Raw genomic sequence first — 24,913 nt, forward strand, 5'->3', positions numbered from 1 at the left:
CTATTTATTAAAACAATTTTTTCTTAATGACTGCACGACGAAGCATCGCATAGTTCAACACCAATATAAGAGCCATGAGTAAAATGGCAAGGAGTACGACTACTGCAAACGGGGTTCGTTCTACCCCGAATATCGTCTGCAGCTGCTCACCTATCCAATCGGAAGAAAATATAACCTCAATCACAATCAATGGCAGAAGAGCAGCTAATGAAATCAGCACACCTATTTGCCAATTAAATCGATAGAATCCAGAGCCGATGAGCCATCCGCTGCCAAAGTAGACGAAGAACAAACAAAAATATTCAAAAATGATCCGGCATACCTCTGAAGCAGAAGAAAATACTTGCGTATTCCCCAGCTCAAGCATCCCATCTCCACTACCATAAATACTCTGCTCGATGGGTAGGAGGAGCATCATCATAAATGCAAATATGACTGAGATTATGGTTAGTACTAGGCACACTCCGCCAACAAAATTTCTCCTCGTAACTCCACTAGATACAAAGCTTGCGAGCGATGCTGGTGTCAGCAGAATTCCGATGACAAGTAAAAAGATCTTCGGAGATACGCTTGTGCCCTCCCCAGCCTCTTTTCCATCAAAATCATTGCCTGCTATAACTTCCAAATTCGTTAAAATACCAATACCTACAAAAACTAAGATGAATATGATCCAATAAAAAATAATTGTCCATCGATAACTGTACATAATGTGCTGAGCCACATTAATTGCGGGATGTTTTCTTTTACCAATCATTGTCCATCCCCTCTTTTCTTGGTCAAATGAACGAACAGATCCTGCAACGATACAGGCCCCAGCTCCAGCCCTTCGGTCACTGCTTGCTTACGCTTTAATTCTGTGAGCTCTCCGAATACAGTCACCGACTTCGTTTTGCCAAGCTTCTGTTCTCCAAGCACCGTCAAACCTTCGACAAAACGGTCCACACTCTCACTTGAACCGGTTATAGATGAACCGCGTGCTCGCAGCGCCTCTGTTTCCTCATGTATGATCAATTGCCCTTTATCCAGAATAAGCACCTCTTCAAACAATGAGGCTACTTCCTCGATTAAATGAGTGGACAAAATGAATGTACGAGGAGATTCCATATAATCATTCAGAAGCTCTTCGTAGAAGGTATAGCGGGACGGGGCGTCCATGCCAAGATAAGCCTCATCAAAAATCGTAACCGGGGCGCGGCTGGCAAGGCCTAACGTCACGCCAAGTGCAGACTTCATTCCTCGGGAGAGCGCTGCGAGGCGTTTCTTTAATGGTAGATCAAACATACGAATGAGCCTCTCAGCATAATCAGCATCCCAATTGGGCCAGCAGCTGGCAGCCAGCTTTAAAGTATCGCGTACGGAAGATGTCTCGGGCATATGGCCGCTTTCTTGGATGAAGCATACTTGCTCCATGATGCGTGCATTCTCAAAGGGGGCTTCACCATCAATGGCTACTTCGCCATTCGATTGCTGACGATATGAGGCTAATATCGATAGCAAACTTGTTTTGCCAGAGCCGTTCCGCCCAAGCAGTCCGTATATTTTACCGCCTTCAAGCCTGAATGAAATATCTTGCAGCGCTGTAAATGAGCCATACCGCAGCCCCAGTTGACTAACTTCAATACCCAGTGTCATTCATAATCTCTCCCTTTCACCCGTTCGATTCGTCCTATAATATCGGATAGCGGCACGCCGATCTTCTCCGCTTCTACAAGCATTTTATCGACCACCTCTTCAAAAAAACGCTCTCTGCGCTGTGCCAGCAGCGACTGCCTTGCTTCACTATTCACAAACATGCCGATACCCCTTTTCTTATACAAAATGCCTTCCTCCGTCAATAAATGAAAGCCTTTTGCTGCTGTAGCGGGATTTATACGATAGAATGCAGCATATTGATTTGTAGACATGACCTGTTCATCTTCCTGCAGTACGCCGCTTATAATGTCATCTTTTATTTTGTCAGCAATTTGCTGGTAAATGGGACTTCGGTCATCAAACACGTCGTCACCCCCCTCAGGTTATATGGTTCATTACTTATGTAACTAACCATACAACCATTCCTAATTCATGTCAAGCCTATTTGGTAACGGCACGTCCTATTGAGATTTCGCTTAAAATAAAACAACAAAAAAAAGCTGTCTCCTGGTCAAAGACCTTATGAGACAGCTTGCTTGTTTTATAATGATACGATGGATAACTTACCAAGCCAATTAACCTGGCTTTTACTCACTTACTTGAATTCCTTTCATCCACCCGATCAGTTCCTTGCTAACTTGCTCTAGCTGTTCTTCTGGTTGGATGCTTGCCGGACGATCCCCTTTTTGTTTGCCATAGGAACCAAACTGTGCGTGATTCCCGCCCTCAATGGTGACATATTGTGTGGAGTTTGGCATGAACTGCTTTCCTTTACCCCAATCTTCCCAGTTCAGTACACCATCGTTAGATGCGATGATTTGCAATGCTGGCAGCTTAGAGTCTGCAAGACTTCCTGCCTTTTCCGCATAGGCCGCAAGAAAGAAGATGCCATCGATTTGATCTAAATGTTCCGCTGCATATCGTGAAGCGAATACACCGCCTAGTGAGTGACCGCCTATAACATAGCTATCTTCAGGATGCTCAGCAATAAAATTATCAGCTTTATTTTGCCCCATAAATGCAAGATTGAGCGGCATACTAGCAATGTAAACACGATGCCCTGCTGCTGCCAGCTCGCGAGCTAATGGCGCATAACTCTTAGCGTCTACCATCCCGCCTGGATAAAAAATAACATTGGGCTGTACAATGTTCGCTTCTCCAGCAGTCGGTTCAAATCGGTAGCCCGCTTGTCCAATACTGATCGTAACTTGCTCATCACTCTTCATAGCTGCCTTAGCTGTGACCGAGGGCGAGTATACCATCATTTGATATACAACTGCAATCGATAAGAATAGTACCAACACTATGGCTAACGACCATATTAGTACTCTTTTTTTCCGAACCTTCTTCTTCGGCTTTGACAACGCCTTTGAATCATGACTCATTTCTAATTCTCCCTTTATTCCAGCATACTCATTAGCATACGTTGTGATTTCAAAGCTTCTTCACCATTTACGACTGGAATTTTATCCGTTATGAGGCATTGTATGAAGTGATGTACCGCATCCTCAAAGCCGCGCTGTTTAAGGATCGATTGCCACGAGGACGACAGAGTACTCGTAATCATATCGTCCTTCTCCACTTCGAGCAAACTCATATTTTTCACGCGTACAATCTCGCCTGCAGAAACCATTTCAAGCTGTTCCAAGCTCGTTCCGGCACTGCGATGCATCGCAGTCGATAACGTGTATCCGCTTGGCGTACTGTAATGATGCTGCGTATAAAGCAGCTGATCATGCTCGTTGATGCGGACGATGCCGTTCACAACTGACGATTCTCCGTCTGCAAGCCACCTTGCCGTATCAACCACATGCAAATAATCATCCAACATCGTATAAGCTGCATTTTGCGGACCAACTGCATTCGTTCGATGTTTCTCCATTCTAATCCATGCTGTTTCCTTTATTCGTCGTTTCACTTCTATGTATAAAGGTGAAAAGCGACGGTTAAAGCCCACCATCAGCTTCCTTCCCAGCTTCTCGCTAAGCTCCGCAAGCTGTTCTGCCTCCTGTAAAGTGGCAGCAAGCGGTTTATCCACATACACGTCCTTACCCAACTTGAGCAAGGTTGACACAACCTCATAATGAGAATCTGTAGCGCTATGTACAAATAATGCATCACAGCTGTCTGCTAACTCGGCTAAGCTTCCGTAAGAAGCAATCCGGTACTGATTACATATTGCCAAACGCTTCTCCGCATTAGGTGAATACGCCCCAACGAATGTCCATTCCATGGCTCTTGATAATATGGGCAGATAGGCCTTCTGTGCAATGCCTCCAAGTCCTACCATACCGATACGGGGCTTGGTCATTTTCAACCACCTCTTCATAAATTTCATCATTTATAGAATACCATCTAAACTATACACTTATTTGTGCAAGCTGACATTTTATTAGCCAAATCATTATGGTTATTCATATTCCATTCCATATTTTAACTCAAACATCGACATCTTCTGTTAAAATAATCTTATACTTAACGGACTCCCATCAGAAAGAGGACACGTTTCATGAAGGTATATACAAAAGTCGCCAACACCAAAAGACTCATCTCGCTGCTTTTCTTTATCATTATTTTAGCTGCACTAACCTTGGTCCCGCTGCCCTATTATATATATGAACCAGGCACAATTGAAAATCTATCTAAGCTCGTAAAGGTGGAGGATGGTCATTCATCAAACCAAGGCAGCTTCAACCTTACGACCGTTCTCTCTCTAAAAGTAAATAATGCGCTAACCTTACTATATGGGTTGGTTACAAAAAATACCGAAATCCGGAGCTCCAAAAATGTACGAGGCACTTTAACGGATACCCAATACGGAGCCCTACTTCATCATATGATGAAAAGCTCGCAAAACCATGCCGCTGTTGCAGCCTTCGAGGCAGCCGCAAGGCCTGTTCCAATAACGTACGTTGGCATCTTCGTACAGACACTTTATGGTGATTCCAAAGCAAACGGTGTGCTCTTCCCTGGAGATGTGATTATCGAAGCTGAAGGCAAGCCGGTCGCACAGATGAGTGAGCTCGCAAGCGTATTACTAGATCAAAAAAAGGCTGGCGATATGCTTGAACTAGTCGTGCAGCGCGGTCAAAAAAAGGTTACGCTGAACATTGAACTATCTAGTTCTGCTCCATCCTCTTCTGGGGATGGCACTGCTGCAGCAGTGCCGCGAATCGGTATTGTATCCGAAGATCAATATACGATTGACCCACCTGTAGATGTGACGTATACCAAATCTGAAATCGGCGGTCCGTCAGCCGGATTAATGTTTTCTCTGGAAATATTGGATCAGTTAACGGAAGGTGAGCTGACTAAGGGGCGAATTATTGCAGGTACTGGCACCATCGATGCGAATGGGAACGTCGGCCAAATCGGCGGTATTCGTGATAAAATCATCGCCGCGGCGCGTGCAGATGTAGACATTTTCTTTTGCCCGGCGGACGTGAAGTCTTTCGACAGAAATGAGCAGGATGCATTGGATGAAGCTTCTAATCAGGGATACGACGTTAAAATTGTGCCTGTCCAAACACTTGCAGAAGCAGTCAATTATTTGGAGCAGCTTGATTAGAATAATCGTTAATTAGTGATGGATTATAAACTCAGGTGCACATGCTACTAGCTTGATTTGGCTAGTGACAGCCAAGCGCTGCTTGGTTACAATTACTTTAGGTGAAGCACACCGCTCGTACTTCGGACAATTGTTCGTAGTCGAGCGGTGTTTTTTTATTTTATAAGGATGGGAGCGAAATGTTACGTATGATGAATCGAAGCGTATTAGTCGGCAATGATGGTGGAGGTGCGGATCATTTGGGGACAACAGAACTAGCATACAGGGAATGGATAATTAAGCATACTGCACTGCGTGAGCCAACGAGCGAGCGCAGGCGTCGGCTTGAGGAGCGCGATGATCATGGTGAGCAGCAATTTGCAATCCATATATGGTGGCCCGTTCTTGGCAGCTTTGAATACTTGCATCCGGAATATGAAGTGAATGATTATCGGGATGGAAGTAGATTTCTCGATTTCACCTATATTCGCCCACCTTATCGGGTCTCTATCGAAATCGACGGCTTTGGTCCTCATCACAGACATGCATCAAGGCGGAAATTTTCGGATGATCGCTTCCGCCAGAACCAGCTGGTGCTGGATGACTGGATCGTTGTTCGCTTCTCCTACGACGACATTCAAGAACGACCTAGACAATGCCAGCAGTATCTTCAACAGCTGCTAGGCAAATTATACGGCCTTGGTCGCACAGACCCGCTGGAAATACAACTCGCCTCTCCTTTGCGAGAACTGTTGAGATGGGCACAGCGGTGCAAGAGAGGCTTGAGCTTCAACCCTAAGGAGGTAGAGAAACTGCTACGTGTAAGCCACTGCACAGCGCTTAAATACTTGCAACAACTGCTGCAGCAGGGATTCATTGAACAAGCATCCGGAATCAAACGTGTACGCAGCTACCGATTAACGACCAAAGCAGCTCGTTTACATCTTTAAAACTAACAGGCACAATCGAGGTGCGCGAGCTTTTGAGCCACAATCGAGGCGCGCGCGACCTAATTAGTCTAGTTTCTAGATCTATTTGTGCAGATGTGCCTGGTTCCGCGAATTTAGATCTAGTTTCTAGATCTAATCCCTCAACGCATGAGCTTTTGAGCCAATATCGAGGCGCGCGAGACTTGATTAGTCTAGTTTCTAGATCTATTTGTGCTGTTTTTCCATGTTTGGCGAATTTTGATCTAGTTTCTAGATCTAATCCCTCAACGCATGAGCTTTTGAGGCACATTAGAGGCGTGAGCGATTTGATTAGTCTAGTTTCTAGATCTATTTGTGCAGATGTGCCTGGTTCCGCGAATTTAGATCTAGTTTCTAGATCTAATCCCTCAACGCATGAGCTTTTGAGGCACATTAGAGGCGTGAGCGATTTGATTAGTCTAGTTTCTAGATCTATTTGTGCTGTTTTGCCATGTTTGGCGAATTTAGATCTAGTTTCTAGATCTAATCCCTCAACGCATGAGCTTTTGAGGCACAATCGATTCGCGCGAGACTTGATTAGTCTAGTTTCTAGATCTATTTGTGCAGATTTGTCTGGTTTGGCGAATTTAGATCTAGTTTCTAGATCTAATCCCTCAACGCATGAGCTTTTGAGGCACAATCGATTCGCGCGAGACTTAATTAGTCTAGTTTCTAGATCTATTTGTGCAGATTTGCCCGGTTTCGCGAATTTAGATCTAGTTTCTAGATCTAATTCCTCATCGCATGAGCTTTTGAGGCACAATCGAAGCGCGCGAGACTTAATTAGTCTAGTTTCTAGATCTATTTGTGCAGATTTGCCCGGTTTGGCGAATTTAGATCTAAACCAGCATGTTATTTTATTTTCATGTATAAACACCCATCATACTTTCAAAATTTGGTACACTATAATTAAAAATTGTTTTTAAGAGGATGATGACTATGTCAGATCATAATGACCGCGATGATCTCGCTGATCGACGCCGTAGTAAGCTGAAGGTGCTGCGCTTTGATAACAATGGCAAAGATTTAGTAGAATCCGAGAAACCGGAAGAAACATTTGCGGATGTTGGCGGGCTTGAGGAAGTGAAGAAGAAAATTCGCATGAACTTCATCTTGCCGCTGAAGCAGCCTGAGCTGTTCGCAGCATACGGCAAGGAAGCTGGAGGAAGCCTTCTGCTTTACGGACCACCCGGCTGCGGGAAAACGTTTCTAGCAAGAGCTGTTGCCGGAGAAATCGATGCGAATTTTATGCATATCGAATTGCAGGCTATTCTTGGCATGTACGTCGGTCAAAGCGAGAACAATTTGCATGATATTTTTGAGAAGGCTCGGGAAAATAAGCCCTGTGTCATCTTTATCGATGAGCTTGATGCAATGGGCGGCAGTCGCAATCAGATGCGTCAGCATCATGACCGCATACTCGTTAATCAGCTGTTGATGGAGCTCGACGGGCTTCGTACATTTAATGATCAAGTATTTGTCATCGGCGCTACGAATACACCTTGGTATCTTGATTCAGCGTTACGCAGACCAGGACGATTTAATCATATGATCTTTGTACCGCCGCCGGAGGAATCGGAGCGCTCAACCATCTTGCAGCTTAAGCTTGCTGGGAAGCCGCTTGGCTCGCTTGATCTAAGCAAAATATCGAAGGAAACGAAGCATTTCTCAGGAGCCGATTTGGAACAAATCGTGAAGGATGCCGTTGAAAGCGCGCTGGAGAGAACTCTCGATATTGGAGAGATTCAACCTATTTCACAGGATGATCTCAAGAAAGCAGCCAAGCACCGGAAAGCCACGACACTCGATTGGTTTGCTACCGCCAAAAACTATGCTACATTCAGCGATATCAACCAGGACTATCAAATCGTTCTGGAGTATATGAAGCAAAGCGGTTTGAAATAATTCCTATATAGCGAGGTAACCATAGTTATGTTTGAAGTAGAAGAAGAGATGAGCAATAAGTATTACGATAGAATACAACAGCTCATGGGTTGGAAGAAATATAAAGAAGCTTCTGCTGAAGCTCTTGTATTAATTCAGGATACACCAGAGGACCCCTATGCTTATGCACTGCTCGGGCAGGTTAGTCTTCTTATGGATAATAATGATCAAGCCCTTCATTGGGCTGAACAATCTTTACAGCGCGATCCAGAAAATGAATTAGCCTGGTTCGTTCGCAGCAATGCTTATTACACGATGGAAAACTGGAAGGCTGCCGCGGAAGCAATTGCAGAAGGACAGCGGCTTGATCCCTATGAACCGCACTATTATTTCTTGCGCGCTAACATGTTAAATAAAGTGAGAAGGTATGATGAAGCGAAGGATCTACTTCTAAAGGGACTTGAAATTTCCCCGGAAAATCCGTTGTATCTTGCCAATTTAAGCTACAACGAAGCGCTGCTGCACCATTTTGCAGAGTCTAAAATGCTTGCCAATCAGGCTTTGCGGCTGGATGTTGAGAACGATATGGTTTACTTATATTTGGCATGGTCCGCGGAAAGACGGAACGACTATGATGACTATCTGCTCATGCTCAAGAACGCCATCAGACTAGACCCCGAAGACAAGCAAATTCGCCAAGAGTTTATTGAAGGCCTTCAAAAGAATTATAAACTGTATCGTGTCATGCTCTTGCCTAGCAAACTGGCGAAAAAAATGAAGCCTTGGCAGATCCTGCTCAGCTGGATCGTATTATGGATTTTATTTAAACCGCTCATTATCGTTTTTATTATTCTCTATGTTGCCACGCATTGGATCACAAGGCTGATGGTGCATGTAAAAATATTTGGCTGGAAACGAGGAAGGTGAGCAGCGTGTGCTCACCTTCCTCTCCTATATCTCGTTGTTCTAATCCCGAAAAATTATCCAAGCACAGCAGCTAAACGAACAATAGTCATATAAGCCTGCTGACGAGTATACGTGCCTTTTGGACTAAACTTATTATTCCCTGTACCTTTCATCACATCGTACATTGCCACGAAATTCACGCTCGATTTGGCCCAGCCCGCTATACTGCTGTTATCGGCAAAAACCGCGGCATCAGCTGTAACGGCATATCCCAGTACCTCTGCTGAATTCGCAAGCATAACAGCTGCCTCTTGCCTTGTAATGCTTCCATACGGATCAAATTTCCCATTACCCTTTCCATTTACAATCCCCATCAGATTAGCGGCAATGACCTCCTTCACCTTCGTATCTGTGAATGGATTATCAGCGAGGCTCACTTCGTTTTCTTCTAAAATTTCATCAATCGTTTGATTGGTTTTGACCTCTAGCAGCTTAATAATAATTTTTGTGAAATCTGCACGAGTAATTTGTTTCTTATAGTTGCTTTGCAGCTCCTTTGGAATAAGTCCAGCAGCAATCGCTGCATCTACCTCCATCTTAGCCCAAGCATCAGGCTGTTCACCTGTAGGTATACTCTTGTCAATCTTGAAAAAATAGCTCGCCTTGTCACCTGTTGCCTCATCCAATATGAACAATTCATAATAAGGAACGTTATATTCAAAGGTTACCATTCCCTTTGTATTAGCGGGCAGTGCATTGACGAGCTCCTTCTTGCCATTTATCGTCCATGGGACTGGTTTGGAGACCAAAACACCGTTCTCCAAGCTGTATCCAAATACGACAACGCTAGTATCAATCTTTCCTGTATAGCTGAGTACTGCATTTTCGGGAACGAGCGTAGAAGTAATTGTGACATCCTTATAAATGTCACCTAAATCATTGAATGTTAGCGTCTCTGTCACTTCAGTTGATTTTTGAGAAATCGAATACGTATACTTATCCCTCGGAATCTCAGCTGCTCCCGCTGGCATTACGAATGAAAATGACATTAAGCATATCGCCAGCCATATAAATATTGCTTTATTACTTCTTTTCATATCCTTACCTCCAAGTATTTAATGAAATGTATCCGCTACTATTTCAACAATACTAGAGGGATTCCCTTCATTTTCGACAATTCCCGAAACAACAAAAGACATTTGCGCACGAGAGTGCAGCAAATGTCCTTTGTTTTTTGAATATCATCTTCTACAGCAGCTGTTACTGCTGGTGCCGCTGAATCAGTTCCCGTTTCAGCTCCCATGTCGCTTCGCTTAAATTAACACGGTACGCTTCCGCATTCAGCTTACGCAAATATTGAGGCCAGAATAGCTCAAATTGTCCTTTATGGCAGCTCCGAATTTGGTCTAAGCTTGGCAGGTCATACACCAATTCACCCTGAACAAAAATCGGTTTTAACAACTTGACCGCTTCGTATTGCGTAATATATTTGTGAATATAGGAATGAATCGGGTCAAAGAGCTTTATCCTCTCTCCCTTTTTCACTTGCTGCTCGTCCTTCAGCGTAATATAATCCGCTTCTGCTTTTCCGGTCGATGTATTAATTATTCGGTACAGCTCCTTGAAGCCTGGTGTCGATACCTTTTCTGGATTCGCTGAAATTTTAATAACCGGCTCATAGCTGCCGTTTTTCTCACGTGCGACAAGCTTGTACACTCCTCCGAGCGACGGCTGATCCGCTGCAGTGATCAACTGCGTTCCAACGCCCCATATGTCAATCTTCGCACCCTGCGACTTGAGATTAGAAATAATGCCTTCATCCAAGTCATTAGAAGCAACGATCTTCACATAGGATAGACCCGCTTCATCCAGCATTTTTCTCGACATTTGTGATAAATACGCAAGGTCGCCGCTATCAAGGCGGATCGCATTCATCCGTTTCCCTTGACTCTCCAGCATATGGGCAATTTTAATCGCGTTTGGAACCCCGCTTTTGAGTGTGTTGTACGTATCCACGAGCAGTGTTACAAAGTCAGGCAGCGATTCTGCATAGGCGCGGAATGCCTCCTCCTCCGAATCGTGACCTTGCACCCATGAATGAGCATGCGTGCCTTTGGCTGGAATACCGAAGAGCATGCCTGCACGCATATTAGAGGTTGCATGGAAGCCGGCAATATAAGCCGCCCGTGCTCCCCATACAGCAGCATCTGCTTCCTGCGCTCGCCTTGTTCCGAACTCAAGCAATACATCATCTGGAGCAACCTGCTTGATTCGTGCAGCCTTCGTTGCGATTAGCGTCTGATAGTTCATCATATTGAGAACGGCTGTTTCTATTAGCTGAGCTTCAAATATGCGTGCTTCTACGCAAAACAGCGGCTCATTCGGAAAGACGAGTGTTCCTTCCTCTACGGAGTAAATATTGCCTGTGAATCGAAAACTCCGCAGCTCTTCAAGAAATTCCTCTTTGTAATTCTCTTCTTGAGTTCGTAAATATGTAATTTCCTCTTCTCCAAATTGCAGAGAGCGGATATAGGCAACAATTCTCTCCAAGCCTGCGAATACAGCAAATCCGTTGCAGAAAGGAAGCTTACGGAAATAGGCCTCAAATACGACCTTCTCATTCTGACTTCCTTGCAGCCAATGCGCGTACATCATATTAATTTGGTATTTATCCGTATGGAGTGTCAAATTTGTATAACTCATCCCATTAACTCCCTTCCTTAGTACTCTATCCAATACCCATTCCTTTAACTCTAGAAAATAAAAAAAGCGCCGTTGAGATCACATGGCTCGTCTCATTAGCGCAATATGGTTTATACATTACTGCTCTTATCCCTGAACATTATTTGAACCAGCCCTTCTCTTTAAACCGAGTAATCGCCTCTATGCGATTACTGACATCAAGCTTATCGAGAATGACGGAAATATAGTTTCGCACTGTACCTGTTGTAATAAAGAGCTCACTTGCAATTTCCTTCGTGTTTTTTCCGTCAGCAACGAGTACAAGCACTTCTTTCTCTCGCTCTGTTAATGGGTTTTCTTGACCGTATGCCTCATCAACCAACTCCGAAGCGAATATCCGACGTCCAGCCATTACGCTTCGAATCGAATCGGCAAGCTCCTCACTTGGGCTGTCCTTTAACAAATAGCCGCTAACTCCCGCCTTGAGCGCACGTTCAAAGTAACCAGACCTTGCAAATGTCGTCAAAATAATAACTTTGCAGTCTTGCCCCTTCAGCTCCTCAGCAGCATCAAGCCCCGTCTTAGCCGGCATTTCAATATCCATAATACAAATATCAGGCTTATGCTGATGAACAAGACTTATTGCGTCTTCTCCATTGCTTGCTCTTCCAACGACCTTCATGTCCTCTTCCAAATCAAGCAAGGAAGCGAGGGCGCCCAGCAGCATGCGCTGATCCTCGGCAATGACGATTGTTATCATACCCCTCAATCCCTTCTTTAGCTAAGCATTAATTTTGTTTAATCACGTTCGGCACACGAATAATGAGTGTTGCCCCATCATTCGTCACAATATCCAAGCTTCCATTCACGAACTCAAGACGCTCCTTCATGCCCTGAAGGCCATGCCCGCCGCAATTTTTAGCATCCTCAGGAATCCCTACGCCATTGTCTCTCACCTGAAGCGAAAGTTCTCTACGCGATGACTGGATCGTGACTGTGCATGTGGACGCACCGCTGTGCTTTACAACATTCGTTACGGCTTCCTTCAAACACATGCTAAGTACATTTTCAATCAGTAAATTCGTATTGCCCAGCTTCAAATCTCCTTCAAGCTTGAATTCAATTTCAGCTGCCTTCAAAATCTGCTTAATCCGAAACATTTCGTCTTCAATTCTCGTGCCGCGCATCTGTGTAACCATTTCCCGTACTTCCTTCAACGCTGTTCTCGCCGTTTGGCGAACATCATTGATTTCAGCCTGTGCTTGTGCAGGGTTTTTGACCATCAGCTTGCCAGCGAGATCACTCTTCAAACCAATGAGAGACAGCTTCTGTCCAAGTGTATCGTGCAAATCACGTGCAATTCGCTGTCTTTCCTCAAGCTTAACCAGCTCTGAGATCCGCTTATTCGCATCTTCCAGCTGTCCTTCCAGTTGATCCTGCTTATTCCGATTGTACGTGTTGAAAGGCAGAAGAATTACGACGATCAGACTGATGAGGATGAATGGAAATTGCGTGAAAAATAAGGCGTTTTGCGTTGCAAAACCATAATTGACGGTTACGAAAGTACTGACGATATGAATCGTGTACAAAGTGAAAAATCCGGCTCGATTCTGTATGTTTCCAATAAAAAAAGCTAGAAAGATCGAGAAATAGACGTAGCTGAACAACAATGTCATCGCGATAGAAATAACAATTTGCACACTGGTCCAGAAATAGACAAGCCAGCCTTTGGAAACAAACGAGAGACGGTAACAAATAAAAAACAAAATAATCATGATAATCCCCGATACCGCTTCATAAGGGGAAGACGAACGAAAAATAAAGTAAAAAGGCAAAATACAAAAGACGACCCACACATATGGGCTTAGACCTGTGTTTTTATGAAAAATCTGATACCACTTGTTCATGGTCGTTCATCCTTTATCCCAAGCCATGTTATGGTTATGATTAACTCTTATCATCATTTTAGCATATACAACTTTTCAAGTATTTACTTTCCTTATCGTTAGATACATAGAAGCCAGCCTGTGAGGGCGTGGCTTCTGTGTTTTTGTATGCTTGTATAGGTTAGAGTTACTTGAATTTCAAACTCGGATTCGTTGTTTTCAGCTTCTCTGAAGCGTCTTTTGCTTTCTGAATGCGATGCTTAATTCTTTTGAAGCTGACAAATTTTTTGTCTGTTTCGTCCCAAAGACGGAACTGAAGTGATTCTAAGCTTTCGCTGATTGTGATAGTCGTCGCTTTGTGAAGCGGCGGCGTCGCATTATGCGCTTTTTCCAAGTTGTAGTTAGGAACCTTAGGGCTCAAATGATGAACGTGATGGAAGCCAATGTTGCCAGTAATCCATTGCAATACTTTTGGCAGCTTGTAGTAAGAACTTCCTTCAACGGCAGCTTTCACGTAGCTCCATTCGTCTTCATTCTCAAAATAAGAATCCTCAAATTGATGCTGCACATAGAATAACCAAATGCCGAGCAGACCAGATACAAAAAATACAGGTCCCTGTACAAGCAGGAAGGCTTGCCAGCCAATTGCCCAAATGAGAAGTGCATATATGCTTACGATCAAAATATTCGTTAAATAAGTGTTCATTTTTTCCTTGCGTCTAGCACCCTTTACATTAAAGCGATACTGAATAAGGAATACGCCGATCGGACCAAGTCCAAACATAACAAGCGGATGACGATACATACGATAAGCAATCCGGCGCAGCAACGGCGCAGCTGCATATTCTTCTACAGTCAGAATCCACAAATCGCCAACGCCCCGTTTGTCGAGGTTACTGCTCGTTGCGTGATGAATGGAATGTGAATTTTTCCACTGTCTATAAGGAACCAGCGTAATAACACCCGTAATTGTGCCTATGATGTCATTTGCCTTTTTGCTTTTGAAAAAAGATCCGTGAGTGCAGTCATGAAAGATGATGAATGTACGAATAACGAAACCAGAAGTAATAAGCACCAACGGAGCAGTAAGCCAGTACGATATCGAGAGACTATAGTAAGAGGCATACCAGAACAGAACGAGTGGCACTAAGGTGTTAATAAGCTGTCTGATGCTCGACTTTAAATCCGTTTTCTCAAATGGGGCAACTTCTTTCTTCAGGTGAGCTTGTTTCGGCTCTGTCATCGCATTCTTCCTCCTCAATATGACGCTTGGAGAGTATCCCGGACGTCTAACGCAGTATTCTAACTTTATTGTAAAGAAAAGTGTCACGTCATTGTAGTCATAAACGTCAATACGAAGACATGACATTTGTCATATAGCCCACTGGGAAGTTGTCTTATTTGTGTAAAATAACCCATAAAACAGAAAAAAAGCTATCCAAAAGAAGCTGTCGCTTCTCTCGAATAGCTCTTCGTCCTGCGTTTCTTATTAAATCGCCCAATTTCCTTTACGGAAGATTGGCACAACCGTTCCATCCTTCGTAATACCATCGATATCCATCTCAGCAGAGCCGATCATGAAATCGTTATGCGTGATGCTGGCATTAACGCCATTCTGAGCGAGCACTTCAGGAGACATTGTTTTTCCGCCCTCGATATTGAAAGCATAACCGCTGCCGATTGCCAGATGATTAGATGCATTCTCATCAAACAACGTATTGTAGAACAAAATATTGGACTGCGAAATCGGCGACTCATGCGGAACAAGAGCAACCTCGCCAAGATAATGTGAGCCCTCGTCAATATCTACCAGCTGCTGCAAAATGTCTTGCCCTTCCTCAGCTTCTACTTTAACAATACGTCCATTCTCAAACGTCAGCTTGAAACGATCGATAATGTTCCCGCCATAGCTGAGCGGCTTCGTGCTTGATACATATCCGTTCGCCCCTGTTTTGAGCGGAACTGTAAACACTTCCTCGGTAGGCATATTAGCCATGAAAGGAACGTTGTTTACGTTCGTGCTGCCTGCAGCGACCCAAATGTGCTTCTCCGGCAATTCGATCGTAAGATCTGTACCAGGAGCGGTGTAATGCAGCTTATGAAAACGATTTTTGTTAAGCGTCTCGCCTTTGCTGTGAAGGCTCGCGTTATGATCTTCCCACGCTTTAACTGGATCATCCGAATGCAAACGAACAGAATCGAAAATCGCCTTCCACAGTCGCTCTACCGCTTCTTCTTCCCCTGCTTCTGGGAAAACCTTCGCTGCCCATTGCTTGCTAGCAGCTGCAACTACCGTCCAGCTCACCTTATCGGATTGAATTGCTCTGCGGAACTCCATTAAGCCTTGTCCTGATGCTTTCTGGAAGCTTGCAATACGTCCTGAATCAATCCCTTTCAACAAATCAGGACTAGATGACACGATAGAAATAAACGCTGCTCCACGTTCCACGAACGAGTTGCGCTTGGCCGTTTCCCATTCAGGGTACCGCGCAAAAACTTCATCCGCTGCTTGCTCATATTTTAATCTGGACAATGAATCGTCAGTCCACTCCACATGCACGTTGCTCGCACCTGCTGCATAGGCTTTGCCGGCTACAAGTCTGACGAGCGCTGCTTGATCAACAGCACCTGTTACGAATACCTCTTGTCCCTGCTGAACGTTCACACCAATTTTTACAATCAACTCTGCATAAGTATCTAAATGATGTTCAAATCCACTCATAATTTCGTATTCTCCCTTCATTAACGCCTCTATGTACATACATGCTATAGTCTAAATTGTATCGAATAAACAAGCCCATAGTCAAATAAGATAGACTTACGCTGTAGGACGTAAAAGAACAGATGAATGATCATATGAAATGCGAGGTGCGGCGATAGATGTTAATCGTTGAGGGGCTGACAAAGCTTTTTCCGAATGGCCGAGGCATTAAGGACGTTTCATTCACCGTAAATAAAGGTGAAGTATTCGGTTTTTTAGGTCCGAATGGGGCAGGTAAATCAACGACTATCCGTCATATTATGGGATTCATGAAGCCGGATCATGGCAGAGTATCCATCAAGGGGCTCGACACTTGGACGAAACAAGGCAACGTGCAGCAATTTGTCGGCTACTTGCCTGGGGAAATTGCATTTATCGAAGGAATGACCGGCAAAGGTTTTCTTGAGTTTTTATCTGCAATGCAAGGGGTGAACAGCTCGGACAAGCGAAGCAGGCTCATAGAACGTCTGCAGTTCGACGTTAACACGCCCATTCGGAAGATGTCCAAAGGAATGAAGCAAAAAGTCGGAATCGTCGCCGCATTTATGCATGATCCGGAGTTAATCATTCTTGATGTGCCAACGTCTGGCCTTGATCCACTAATGCAGCAAACATTTATTGAGCTCGTTCTGGAAGAGAAAGCGAAGGGCACCACATTTCTAATGTCCTCCCACAACTTTCCCGAGATCGAGAGAACTTGCGACCGCGCTGCTATTATAAAAGACGGGACAGTGATGACCGTCAAAAACATTCATGAGCTTCAATCGATGCAGCGGAAGCTGGTTGAGATTGTTTTTGAACATTCGGAGGATGCAACAAAGTTCATGCATACGGGCATTTTACCAATCGAATCTTATGAAGGCAGCCGGATCACCGTCGCTGTACAGGGCAATTATAATGAGCTTATTCAAGAGACCGCCAAATATCCCATTCGCAGCCTCGATATAACTGCTCAAAATCTTGAAGATGTTTTCATGCACTATTATGACCGGAAGGAGAATGCCCGATGAACGCATCTCTCTTCAAACAAATGATGAAGATTAACCTAAAAGGGATAAGCAACTATGCCTTCGGCTCTGCTTTCTACATATTGCTTATGTTCTGGCTTTATCCTGGAATCGCAGAGAATACGGGAGCTCTCAACGAGCTTATGTTAGCTCTACCTAGCAGTCTCGTTAACGCTTTCGGCATGGAAGCCGGCTTCGGAAGCATGGAATCGTTCATCTCAGGTGAATATTACGGACTCATATTGCCCCTTCTGCTCTCGATATTCAGCGTTATGGTGTCAACCAGTCTTATGGCGAGACTAATTGACCAAGGTTCTATGGCTTATCTGTTGTCCACACCAACGACTCGGCGCCGTATCGCCGTAACACAAGCAAGTGTGCTAATTGCCGGATTACTGCTGATTATGATTGTAACGACAGCTTCGGGATTAATCGGCTATGAATTATTTATCGGTGATCGCTATGAGTTTAACGGCTCCCGTTTTATTTTATTAAATGTAATTGCATGGATGCTGTTCTTCGCGGTAGGCGGCATTTCATTTTTCATTTCTGCTCTTTCCAACGATGAGAAGCAAGCAATGGGAATCTCGGGCGCCATTACGTTCGGTATGTTTGGTCTCGATATGCTTGGTAAAATTAGCGAAAGTGTCGAATGGCTCCGATTCGTCTCTGTATTTTCTTTGTACAGACCGAGTGAAATCGCGAGCGGCGGCGGTGATACATTTATGTCCTTAGTCATTCTGGTCATGATCGGATTAGCAGGCTTTACCGCTGGGATCATCGCCTTCAGCAAACGCGACTTGCCTTTGTAGGGTACAAGGAAAAGGGGCTGTCCCAAAAGTCATCAATGATGACAATGGGATAGCCCCTTTATGGCTACGTTTAAAAGTTTCATGAACTGTCAAGGATGACTATAGAAAAACAGAGGGACCTAATTTCAAAAGAAGCCATGATAGCCAGCTAAGGGAGAGGGATTCGATGCCTGAAAGCGAAAAAATTTCAGTCCGTCAATTCAGGGTTTTAGTGATTTTATTTACCATTGGAACCTCCATTCTAACGATTCCAGCCCCTTTGGCTACTGAAGTGGAACAAGATGCTTGGATTCCAGCTGTTCTGGGTTTAGTCAGCGGTGTGTTCGTCATTATGTTATACAATAAGCTAAGTCGGATGCATCCAAACCTCACATTGGTCAAAATGATGGAGGCCGTTTTCGGACAGTGGTTCGGTAAAACCCTTGCCTTTTTATTTTTTTCCATGGCACTTATATACGCGTCAACTCTTTTATATTATACCGGTGACTTCATGATTACTCAGATGATGACTGAAACGCCCCTCGAAGCCATCATCATTTTAATGGCGTTGATTATGGTAATAGGAGTCAGACTTAGGCTTGAAACCTTTGCGCGTACGGCAGAAATTTTTATTCCCTGTTTTTTTATCTTGTTTTTCATTTTCGCTGTTTCGAATGCCCCAAAAATGGACATGGCCAACCTTCAACCGATGTTCGAACTCAAACTCCAACCTACCATACGTGCAACTCTTCTTGTGGTGACTACGTCTTCGATGAATGCTGTGGTTTTCTTGATGGTGTTTCCCATCAGTATCAATGACCCAAAAAGGGGTCAAAATGCTTTTTTAATCGGGAACATAATCGGTGGATGTGTGGTGATTATCATGACTTTGTTATCTCTTTTAGTTCTTGGCCCTTTCCATTCCTCCACACAATTGTATCCGGGCTTTTCTTTAGCCAAAATGATTGATGTCGGAGGTTTTTTCACACGGGTTGAAGCGATAATGTCGGTTCTGTGGGTGATTGCCCTTTATTTTAAACTCATTCTTTACTTTTACGCCTCTGTTATAGCAATCACACAGATTCTAAATTTGAAAGACTATCGCATCTTGACGATGCCTTTAGGTATGATTACGACTGTCCTTTCTCTGGTGGTTTATCCAAATGTCGCTTACCAACAACATTGGGATTCGACAACGGCTGTTGTATATACATTAACGATTGGGTTGTTCATACCCTCATTACTATTAGTGGGAACTATACTGCGAAAAACATATAAAAAAAGTAAGTAGTATCACTTTTATCCTGATGAGTTCCTGAGCTTTGCCGACTTGCTCTTTAAGCTCTGCCAACAGTTCCTGGGAGTAAGAAACGCCTGCAACTGCTTGACTTTTCTTTTGGAATTCCTCGATCTCTTGAATAACCTCCTGAGCTGCTCTAATCCGTTTCAAGCTTTTTTTTCAAATTAACATGAATATATGACAGTAGCTGTCGTTATGGTTTGCTATACTGACAAAGAGTAAACGATAGAAACAGGAGCGGAGAGATACAATGAAACCTTTAGAGGGTAAAATAGCACTCGTTGCCGGCGCCACTCGCGGAGCTGGCCGAGGAATTGCTGTAAGCTTAGGAGAAGCTGGCGCTACTGTTTATTGCACAGGGAGAAGCATTCGCGGTCAAGCCTCTGATCTGAACAGACCTGAGACCATCGAAGAAACAGCCGAATTGGTCACTGCTAGAGGCGGCGTAGCAATTCCAATTAAAGTTGATCATACAATTGAAGCGGATGTTCGAGCCTTATTCGAACGAGTCAGCAGGGAACAGAATGGGCAGCTCGACGTGCTCGTCAATAACATTTGGGGAGGAGAATCGTTAACAGAATGGAGGAAGCCCTTTTGGGAGCATTCTTTAAGCAAGGGGCTGTTAATGCAGGAGCGCGCCGTGAAGACGCATCTGATTACGAGTCATTATGGAGCGCCATTAATGGTGCAGAGAAAGAAAGGCTTAATTATTGAAGTAACGGACGGAATCGATTACCGCTATCGCGGCAGCTTGTTTTATAGTCTAGCCAAAATTTCACCAATCCATCTTGCTGCGGCAATGGCAGCTGACCTCAAACCATACGATGTAGCTGCTGTTGCAGTAACACCCGGTTTTCTTCGTTCTGAGGAAATGCTGGAGCATTTTGGAGTAACAGAAGACAACTGGCTTGATGCGGTGCATAGCGGCATACCAGACGCCGATCACTTCGCTCAATCCGAAACTCCTTACTTCATTGGGCGTGGCGTCGCAGCACTAGCAGCAAGCAATGACTTGCTAGAAAGATCAGGACAAGTATTCCCCAGCTGGCAGCTGTCTGATGAATTCGGCATTGCCGACATTGATGGCAGACAGCCGCACTGGGGTAATTATGCCAAGCAGCATGGCTTCTAGCTGTTCGGTCTTTATCCGTTTACAACTTCACCGCCGTTAATATGCAGCATTTGGCCGGACATATAGCTTGAATCCTCACAAGCTAAGTAGACGTAAGCAGCAGCTAGCTCATGGGGCTGACCAGGACGCTTCATTGGCGTATCTGAGCCGAACGTCGCCACGGACTGATCATCGAACGTCGAGGGTATAAGCGGAGTCCAGATCGGTCCGGGAGCGACACCATTAACTCGAATGCCTTGCTCTGCCAAATTTACGGAGAGCGCACGTGTAAACGAGACGATCGCGCCCTTAGTTGCCGAATAATCAATTAAGGTTGGATTGCCGCGATAAGCCGTTATTGAAGCTGTATTAATGATGGAGCTGGAAGCTTTCAAATGCGGCAATGCAACGATTGTCAAATAGAACATGCTGAATACATTTGTACGGAATGTCGCAACGAGCTGATCGGAGGTAATGTCCTCAAGCTTCTGCTGCAAATGCTGCTCCGCTGCATTATTAACCAAAATATCAAGCTTTCCGTATTCCTTTATCGTCTGCTCAATTACACTCTTGCAGAATGCCTCGTCACCTATGTCGCCAGCAATAAGCAAGCATTTAACGCCTGCCTTCTCGACAACCTCCTTTGTCTTCTTCGCATCCTCATGCTCATTCAAATAAACGATGACAAGATCAGCACCCTCTTTGGCATAGGCAACCGCTACTGCACGACCGATACCGCTATCTCCTCCGGTTATGATGGCCGTCTTGCCCTTCAGCTTACCTGCTGCTTTATAGGCGGCAGATTCGTAGACCGGCAGCGGATTCATTTCAGATTCAATGCCAGGCTGACGGTTCTGATGCTGTGGCGGGTTAACTTGTTTTGGTGACGAAGAATTAGACATGAATATATCAGCTCCTTATATTTTTTCCATAAAAGATTTCGTCCATTTCGGTCTTCAATCTCCGCGTAATCTCCTCTTGCTCTTCCATCGACAATGAATCCTTCGTATAGCCAAACAAATAATTGTTTAAATCAAACTGCTTCAGCTTGCATTTCGTATGAAACACATTCTCTTGATAGATGTTAACGTCGATCATGTCATACAAAAGAGATTCTTTCTTCGGTATGTAATTTTGAATCGAGTTAATATCATGATCAATAAACAGCTTGTAACCATTAATGTCGCGAGTGAAACCCCTCACACGGTAATCCAGCGTCATAATATCGGTATCAAAAGAATGAATCAGATAGTTTAGCGCTTTAAGCGGTGAAATCTCGCCGCAGGTAGACACATCAATGTCTGCGCGGAACGTGCTGATACCTTCATTCGGATGATATTCTGGATACGTATGAACCGTGATATGGCTTTTATCCAAATGCATAACGACTGAATCAGGCAAGGGACCCGGCGATTCTTCAAATGACTCATTAGGTCCACCTACAACAGGCCCTTCCGACACAAGCAAAGTAACGCTGGCGCCCTGCGGCTCATAATCTTGTTTCGCAATATTCAGCACATGCGCTCCTATAATATCCGACACCGTTTCCAAAATATTCGTCAGCCTATCTGAATTGTATTGTTCGTCTATATAGGCGATATATGCTTTGCGCTCTTCTTTCGTTCTCGTATAACACACATCGTACATATTGAAGCTGAGCGACTTCGTCAAATTATTGAAGCCATGCAGCTGAATTCGCTGTTCCTCTGTTAATTTCAATTGTGCATCACTCCTTTTCAATAAGTACTATTTCCTTTTACCCAATTACCGATGCGGCAAAACTTCCTTAAAACACAAAAAAAGCATTTCACACTCGGTTCTCGCCGAATGCAAAATGCTTTCATCATCACTTATAGACGCGGATCAATTTCCTTCTCTTTAGCAACCTCGAACAAAAGATTCGCAACAGCCGATTGATACACTTCGTTGCCTGGGGCAATTTCAGCAAAAGGAATCGCGAGCATTTGCTGTCCTAGCCGGTACTCGTTGAGTGATGTCCGAAGCTTCATATTGATACTTTTTTGTTTAATAAGTTTTTTGTACTTATAAGGGAAACGATAATCGTAGCCGTAAATAATCGACATGTATTGTTTATTACGCACCTTCATATATGGAACCGTGTATGGCTCCTGCAGCTCTGGCTTGATAACGACTCCCTCCATATGGTTATCTACCGTAAGCGTGATGAAGTATTTCTCTGCAAGCTCATAGCTCCCCCTATCTGCCAGCTGCAGCTTAACGAAAGGATCGTCGGAGAGGAAGCGATACATCTCAGAAGTCTTCCATGCTGGAAGGGTCTCAGTTCCATCCTCGTATACAATTTTGAGCAATGCAAATGGCTTATATTCCAGTTCACCTGCTTCAGCATACAGCTCAAGCTGCTTCTTATAGGTTTCATAAGCATGAATATGCTCGTCAATAGGCATATGCTTCTCAAGAACCGTATGCACATGCTTATAGTTCTGATAAGCCGTTAAGCCATACTTCTCATTAATAGCCGCTTTACTAAGGTGGAATTGATCCTTTTCGAACCCGCTCTCTTTAAACTCATGCACAAGTTTCCCGAAGGCATCCTCGAACCCGTTCTCCTTAAGGAAAGCTAGCTCGGTTTCAAGCGCCTTCTCGATCGGCTTAAATTGCCTATCGATGAGACCATCTCCGAGTGCCTCCCAAGGCAGCAGTTCTCCGTCCAGAAGCAGCATCGTTATATTGTTTTCCTTCATATACTTGTCGAACCTTTGCAGCAGTCTCTCAAATACAGCGGTTAGGTCAACCTTATTGATTTTGTAGCCATTGCGGCTTACCGCAAAACACTGCTCAATATTTGCATGCAAATAGACATTGCATCTTGATCCCATGTATTTTGGCTGCAGCACAACTTCCTTAACACCGCGCTCCGCAAAATAGTCCAGCCCTTTCCTCAGCGATTCCAGCTCATTCGCTGCTTCATCCTTATCTGCAGGGGACATCGTCCCGGATATAAAGTTGACTCTATTGAGCGAGCAGTACTGCAATCTGCGAGCTTCATCATCATCCAGCTCATGAAGAGACACCTTCCGTTCCTCTTTGAACAGAGTAGGCAGACCTTCATCCATAACAGCCTGAGCAGATTTCTGTGATTTGAAAAACAGCTTAGCCGAAATGGTTACCGAGGTTAGCAGATTGCCGTGCACTGCTCCGGAATCTAGATGAATTTTGTTTTTGATCCGGAAGGTGTTCTTAGCTGCGACATGTCCAAAGATATGATAAGGCTGATTTCCTGCCGCATCCCGCTTCAGAAACGCTAGCTGCCCCTCTACAGGTGCTGATCGGTCAAGTCTAAAATTACGCTGATGACGGATCGAATTCACGTCCAGCTTGCCGATATATTTATTCTCACATGGCGCATGCGTCACATAATAGGAAGGTCCTCTTTTTCCAACTAACCTGTAGAACGGCTTCGAAAGCATCACGAGATGATTAAACTTCTCCAATAGCTCATGATCGCCTTTCAGCACTTCCGTTGAATCAAAGTAAGCATGCAGCAGCTCCTCTTCAACGCCTTTAATTTCACCCTGCATATACTTGTATACGAAGTTCTCATGGTTGCCTAGTACGAACAAAAACTTATCTTTATTGCTATATAGAAACTCAATCGTATCCTTGGTACGGTTCCCTTTATCGATCCAATCTCCCACTAGCAATACTTTCGTACCGCTGACCTTTCCCGTCACTATCAGCAAATCGCCTTCAAGCTGGAAGCCATGACTAACGAGTAAAGCCTTCAACTCATCGACGCATTCATGAATATCCCCTACGATAATCGTCTTCTGGTCCAGCGGCAAAATCGTATCCAAATACTCGTCGGCATCCTCGATAACTACCTTATAATCAGTATTCGCCATTCGATCAGCAGGAGAATAAAAGTCCTTCGCCCGTACTTTATGGATTTTGGCATACCTCTCCTTCGAGAGTGAGCCAAGCACCTCTTTGCGCAACCGATTAATATGGCTCGTAATCAGCTTCTTCGATCGCTCCGACGAATAATAGTCATCCCGCTTCCGATAGTCGAACAGCACAACCTCAAGGTTATAGTTATTATCCTTCGCAATCTCCTTCACTTTCGCACGGAAGTCCTCTGACAAGCCGGTTGTATCCACCACAACAAACTCCGCATTAATCGGATAGGTAGTTACCATACGCAGCTTCTCGAACAAAAGGCGGAAAGCCTGATCGCTCGCTTCAAGCATAATTTGATCATATTTATCATAATCGGAGCCTAGCAGCTCCTGCCTTATACTATCTGATGAAATATATTGAACATTCGTATTCATGCCTTTGCTTTCATCACTGAACCGCAGCTGCGGCAGCAGCACTTCTTTTGCAAATGTTGTTTTGCCGCATTCCGTGGAGCCAATCATCATAAAAATGGTATGGACTCTCGTTCTAATTTCCATTT

22 protein-coding genes are annotated in these 24,913 nt (G+C 44.3%); 8 read left to right on the forward strand and 14 right to left on the reverse strand.

Annotation, left to right across the window (positions count from 1 at the left end):
- Positions 1-7: 7 nt before the first annotated feature.
- The 5 genes from AC0YN6_RS24345 to AC0YN6_RS24365 form a co-directional block, all read right to left on the reverse strand.
- The gene (locus AC0YN6_RS24345; protein WP_475750037.1) at positions 8-754 is read right to left on the reverse strand and encodes a hypothetical protein; all 747 of its coding nucleotides are present in this window, start codon (positions 752-754) and stop codon (positions 8-10) included.
- Positions 751-1,632, reverse strand: coding sequence for an ATP-binding cassette domain-containing protein (locus tag AC0YN6_RS24350; RefSeq protein WP_475750039.1), 882 nt, complete (start codon positions 1,630-1,632; stop codon positions 751-753). Before AC0YN6_RS24350 ends, AC0YN6_RS24345 begins: the two co-directional genes overlap by 4 nt.
- The gene (locus tag AC0YN6_RS24355) at positions 1,629-1,997 is read right to left on the reverse strand and encodes a GntR family transcriptional regulator (protein WP_475750041.1); all 369 of its coding nucleotides are present in this window, start codon (positions 1,995-1,997) and stop codon (positions 1,629-1,631) included. Before AC0YN6_RS24355 ends, AC0YN6_RS24350 begins: the two co-directional genes overlap by 4 nt.
- A 222-nt stretch (positions 1,998-2,219) precedes the next feature.
- Entirely contained in the window at positions 2,220-3,017 is a 798-nt protein-coding gene (locus AC0YN6_RS24360) for an alpha/beta hydrolase (protein WP_475750043.1), read from the reverse strand.
- A 14-nt stretch (positions 3,018-3,031) separates the two neighbouring features.
- Positions 3,032-3,943, reverse strand: coding sequence for a Gfo/Idh/MocA family protein (locus AC0YN6_RS24365; RefSeq protein ID WP_475750045.1), 912 nt, complete (start codon positions 3,941-3,943; stop codon positions 3,032-3,034).
- Between the two features lie 198 nt (positions 3,944-4,141).
- On the opposite strand from AC0YN6_RS24365, the gene AC0YN6_RS24370 reads away from it, so the two are divergent.
- The 4 genes from AC0YN6_RS24370 (at position 4,142) to AC0YN6_RS24385 (ending at position 8,958) form a co-directional block, all read left to right on the forward strand.
- Positions 4,142-5,200 carry a SepM family pheromone-processing serine protease gene (locus AC0YN6_RS24370; protein ID WP_475750047.1) on the forward strand — a complete coding sequence of 353 codons (1,059 nt, stop codon included), beginning with the start codon at positions 4,142-4,144 and terminating at the stop codon, positions 5,198-5,200.
- A gap of 179 nt (positions 5,201-5,379) precedes the next feature.
- A complete protein-coding gene (locus tag AC0YN6_RS24375) occupies positions 5,380-6,129 on the forward strand; it encodes a DNA-binding response regulator (protein ID WP_475750049.1) in 750 nt (249 codons plus the stop codon).
- Positions 6,130-7,086: 957 nt separating this feature from the next.
- Positions 7,087-8,052, forward strand: coding sequence for an ATP-binding protein (locus tag AC0YN6_RS24380; RefSeq protein ID WP_475750051.1), 966 nt, complete (start codon positions 7,087-7,089; stop codon positions 8,050-8,052).
- Between the two features lie 27 nt (positions 8,053-8,079).
- Entirely contained in the window at positions 8,080-8,958 is an 879-nt protein-coding gene (locus tag AC0YN6_RS24385; protein ID WP_475750052.1) for a tetratricopeptide repeat protein, read from the forward strand.
- Between the two features lie 53 nt (positions 8,959-9,011).
- Here the strand turns inward: AC0YN6_RS24385 and AC0YN6_RS24390 are convergent, their stop codons facing one another.
- The 6 genes from AC0YN6_RS24390 to AC0YN6_RS24415 form a co-directional block, all read right to left on the reverse strand.
- Positions 9,012-10,034: an S-layer homology domain-containing protein gene (locus AC0YN6_RS24390; RefSeq protein ID WP_475750054.1), complete on the reverse strand. Its 1,023-nt coding sequence runs from the start codon at positions 10,032-10,034 to the stop codon at positions 9,012-9,014.
- Between the two features lie 163 nt (positions 10,035-10,197).
- Entirely contained in the window at positions 10,198-11,640 is a 1,443-nt protein-coding gene (locus AC0YN6_RS24395; RefSeq protein ID WP_475750056.1) for a nicotinate phosphoribosyltransferase, read from the reverse strand.
- Between the two features lie 139 nt (positions 11,641-11,779).
- On the reverse strand, positions 11,780-12,379 hold the full coding sequence (locus AC0YN6_RS24400; RefSeq protein WP_475750057.1) for a response regulator: 600 nt from the start codon (positions 12,377-12,379) through the stop codon (positions 11,780-11,782).
- A 28-nt stretch (positions 12,380-12,407) separates the two neighbouring features.
- Positions 12,408-13,526, reverse strand: a complete 1,119-nt coding sequence (locus AC0YN6_RS24405; RefSeq protein ID WP_475750059.1) for a sensor histidine kinase — start codon at positions 13,524-13,526, stop codon at positions 12,408-12,410.
- Positions 13,527-13,692: 166 nt separating this feature from the next.
- Complete coding sequence (desA, locus tag AC0YN6_RS24410) at positions 13,693-14,748, reverse strand: Delta(5) desaturase DesA (protein ID WP_475750060.1); 1,056 nt, start codon at positions 14,746-14,748, stop codon at positions 13,693-13,695.
- 246 nt (positions 14,749-14,994) lie between these two features.
- Positions 14,995-16,227, reverse strand: coding sequence for an aminopeptidase (locus tag AC0YN6_RS24415; protein WP_475750061.1), 1,233 nt, complete (start codon positions 16,225-16,227; stop codon positions 14,995-14,997).
- A gap of 158 nt (positions 16,228-16,385) precedes the next feature.
- On the opposite strand from AC0YN6_RS24415, the gene AC0YN6_RS24420 reads away from it, so the two are divergent.
- The 4 genes from AC0YN6_RS24420 (at position 16,386) to AC0YN6_RS24435 (ending at position 20,496) form a co-directional block, all read left to right on the forward strand.
- Positions 16,386-17,276 (forward strand): ABC transporter ATP-binding protein, encoded by an 891-nt coding sequence (locus AC0YN6_RS24420; protein WP_475750063.1) that lies wholly within the window; start codon positions 16,386-16,388, stop codon positions 17,274-17,276.
- Positions 17,273-18,085, forward strand: a complete 813-nt coding sequence (locus tag AC0YN6_RS24425; protein ID WP_475750064.1) for an ABC transporter permease subunit — start codon at positions 17,273-17,275, stop codon at positions 18,083-18,085. The genes AC0YN6_RS24420 and AC0YN6_RS24425 overlap by 4 nt, the downstream gene beginning before the upstream one ends.
- 166 nt (positions 18,086-18,251) lie before the next feature.
- Positions 18,252-19,355, forward strand: a complete 1,104-nt coding sequence (locus AC0YN6_RS24430) for a GerAB/ArcD/ProY family transporter (RefSeq protein ID WP_475750065.1) — start codon at positions 18,252-18,254, stop codon at positions 19,353-19,355.
- Between the two features lie 259 nt (positions 19,356-19,614).
- Positions 19,615-20,496, forward strand: a complete 882-nt coding sequence (locus tag AC0YN6_RS24435) for an SDR family oxidoreductase (protein WP_475750067.1) — start codon at positions 19,615-19,617, stop codon at positions 20,494-20,496.
- A gap of 11 nt (positions 20,497-20,507) precedes the next feature.
- Here AC0YN6_RS24435 and AC0YN6_RS24440 read toward each other — a convergent pair whose 3' ends face one another.
- From AC0YN6_RS24440 to AC0YN6_RS24450, 3 genes are all read right to left on the reverse strand, one after another.
- Positions 20,508-21,377 (reverse strand): SDR family oxidoreductase, encoded by an 870-nt coding sequence (locus AC0YN6_RS24440; protein WP_475750068.1) that lies wholly within the window; start codon positions 21,375-21,377, stop codon positions 20,508-20,510.
- 7 nt (positions 21,378-21,384) lie between these two features.
- Positions 21,385-22,194: an adenosylmethionine decarboxylase gene (speD, locus tag AC0YN6_RS24445; protein WP_475750069.1), complete on the reverse strand. Its 810-nt coding sequence runs from the start codon at positions 22,192-22,194 to the stop codon at positions 21,385-21,387.
- Positions 22,195-22,325: 131 nt separating this feature from the next.
- Positions 22,326-24,911 (reverse strand): metallophosphoesterase, encoded by a 2,586-nt coding sequence (locus AC0YN6_RS24450; RefSeq protein WP_475750070.1) that lies wholly within the window; start codon positions 24,909-24,911, stop codon positions 22,326-22,328.
- Positions 24,912-24,913: the final 2 nt, after the last annotated feature.

Source organism: Paenibacillus sp. J22P15, from assembly GCF_056269345.1.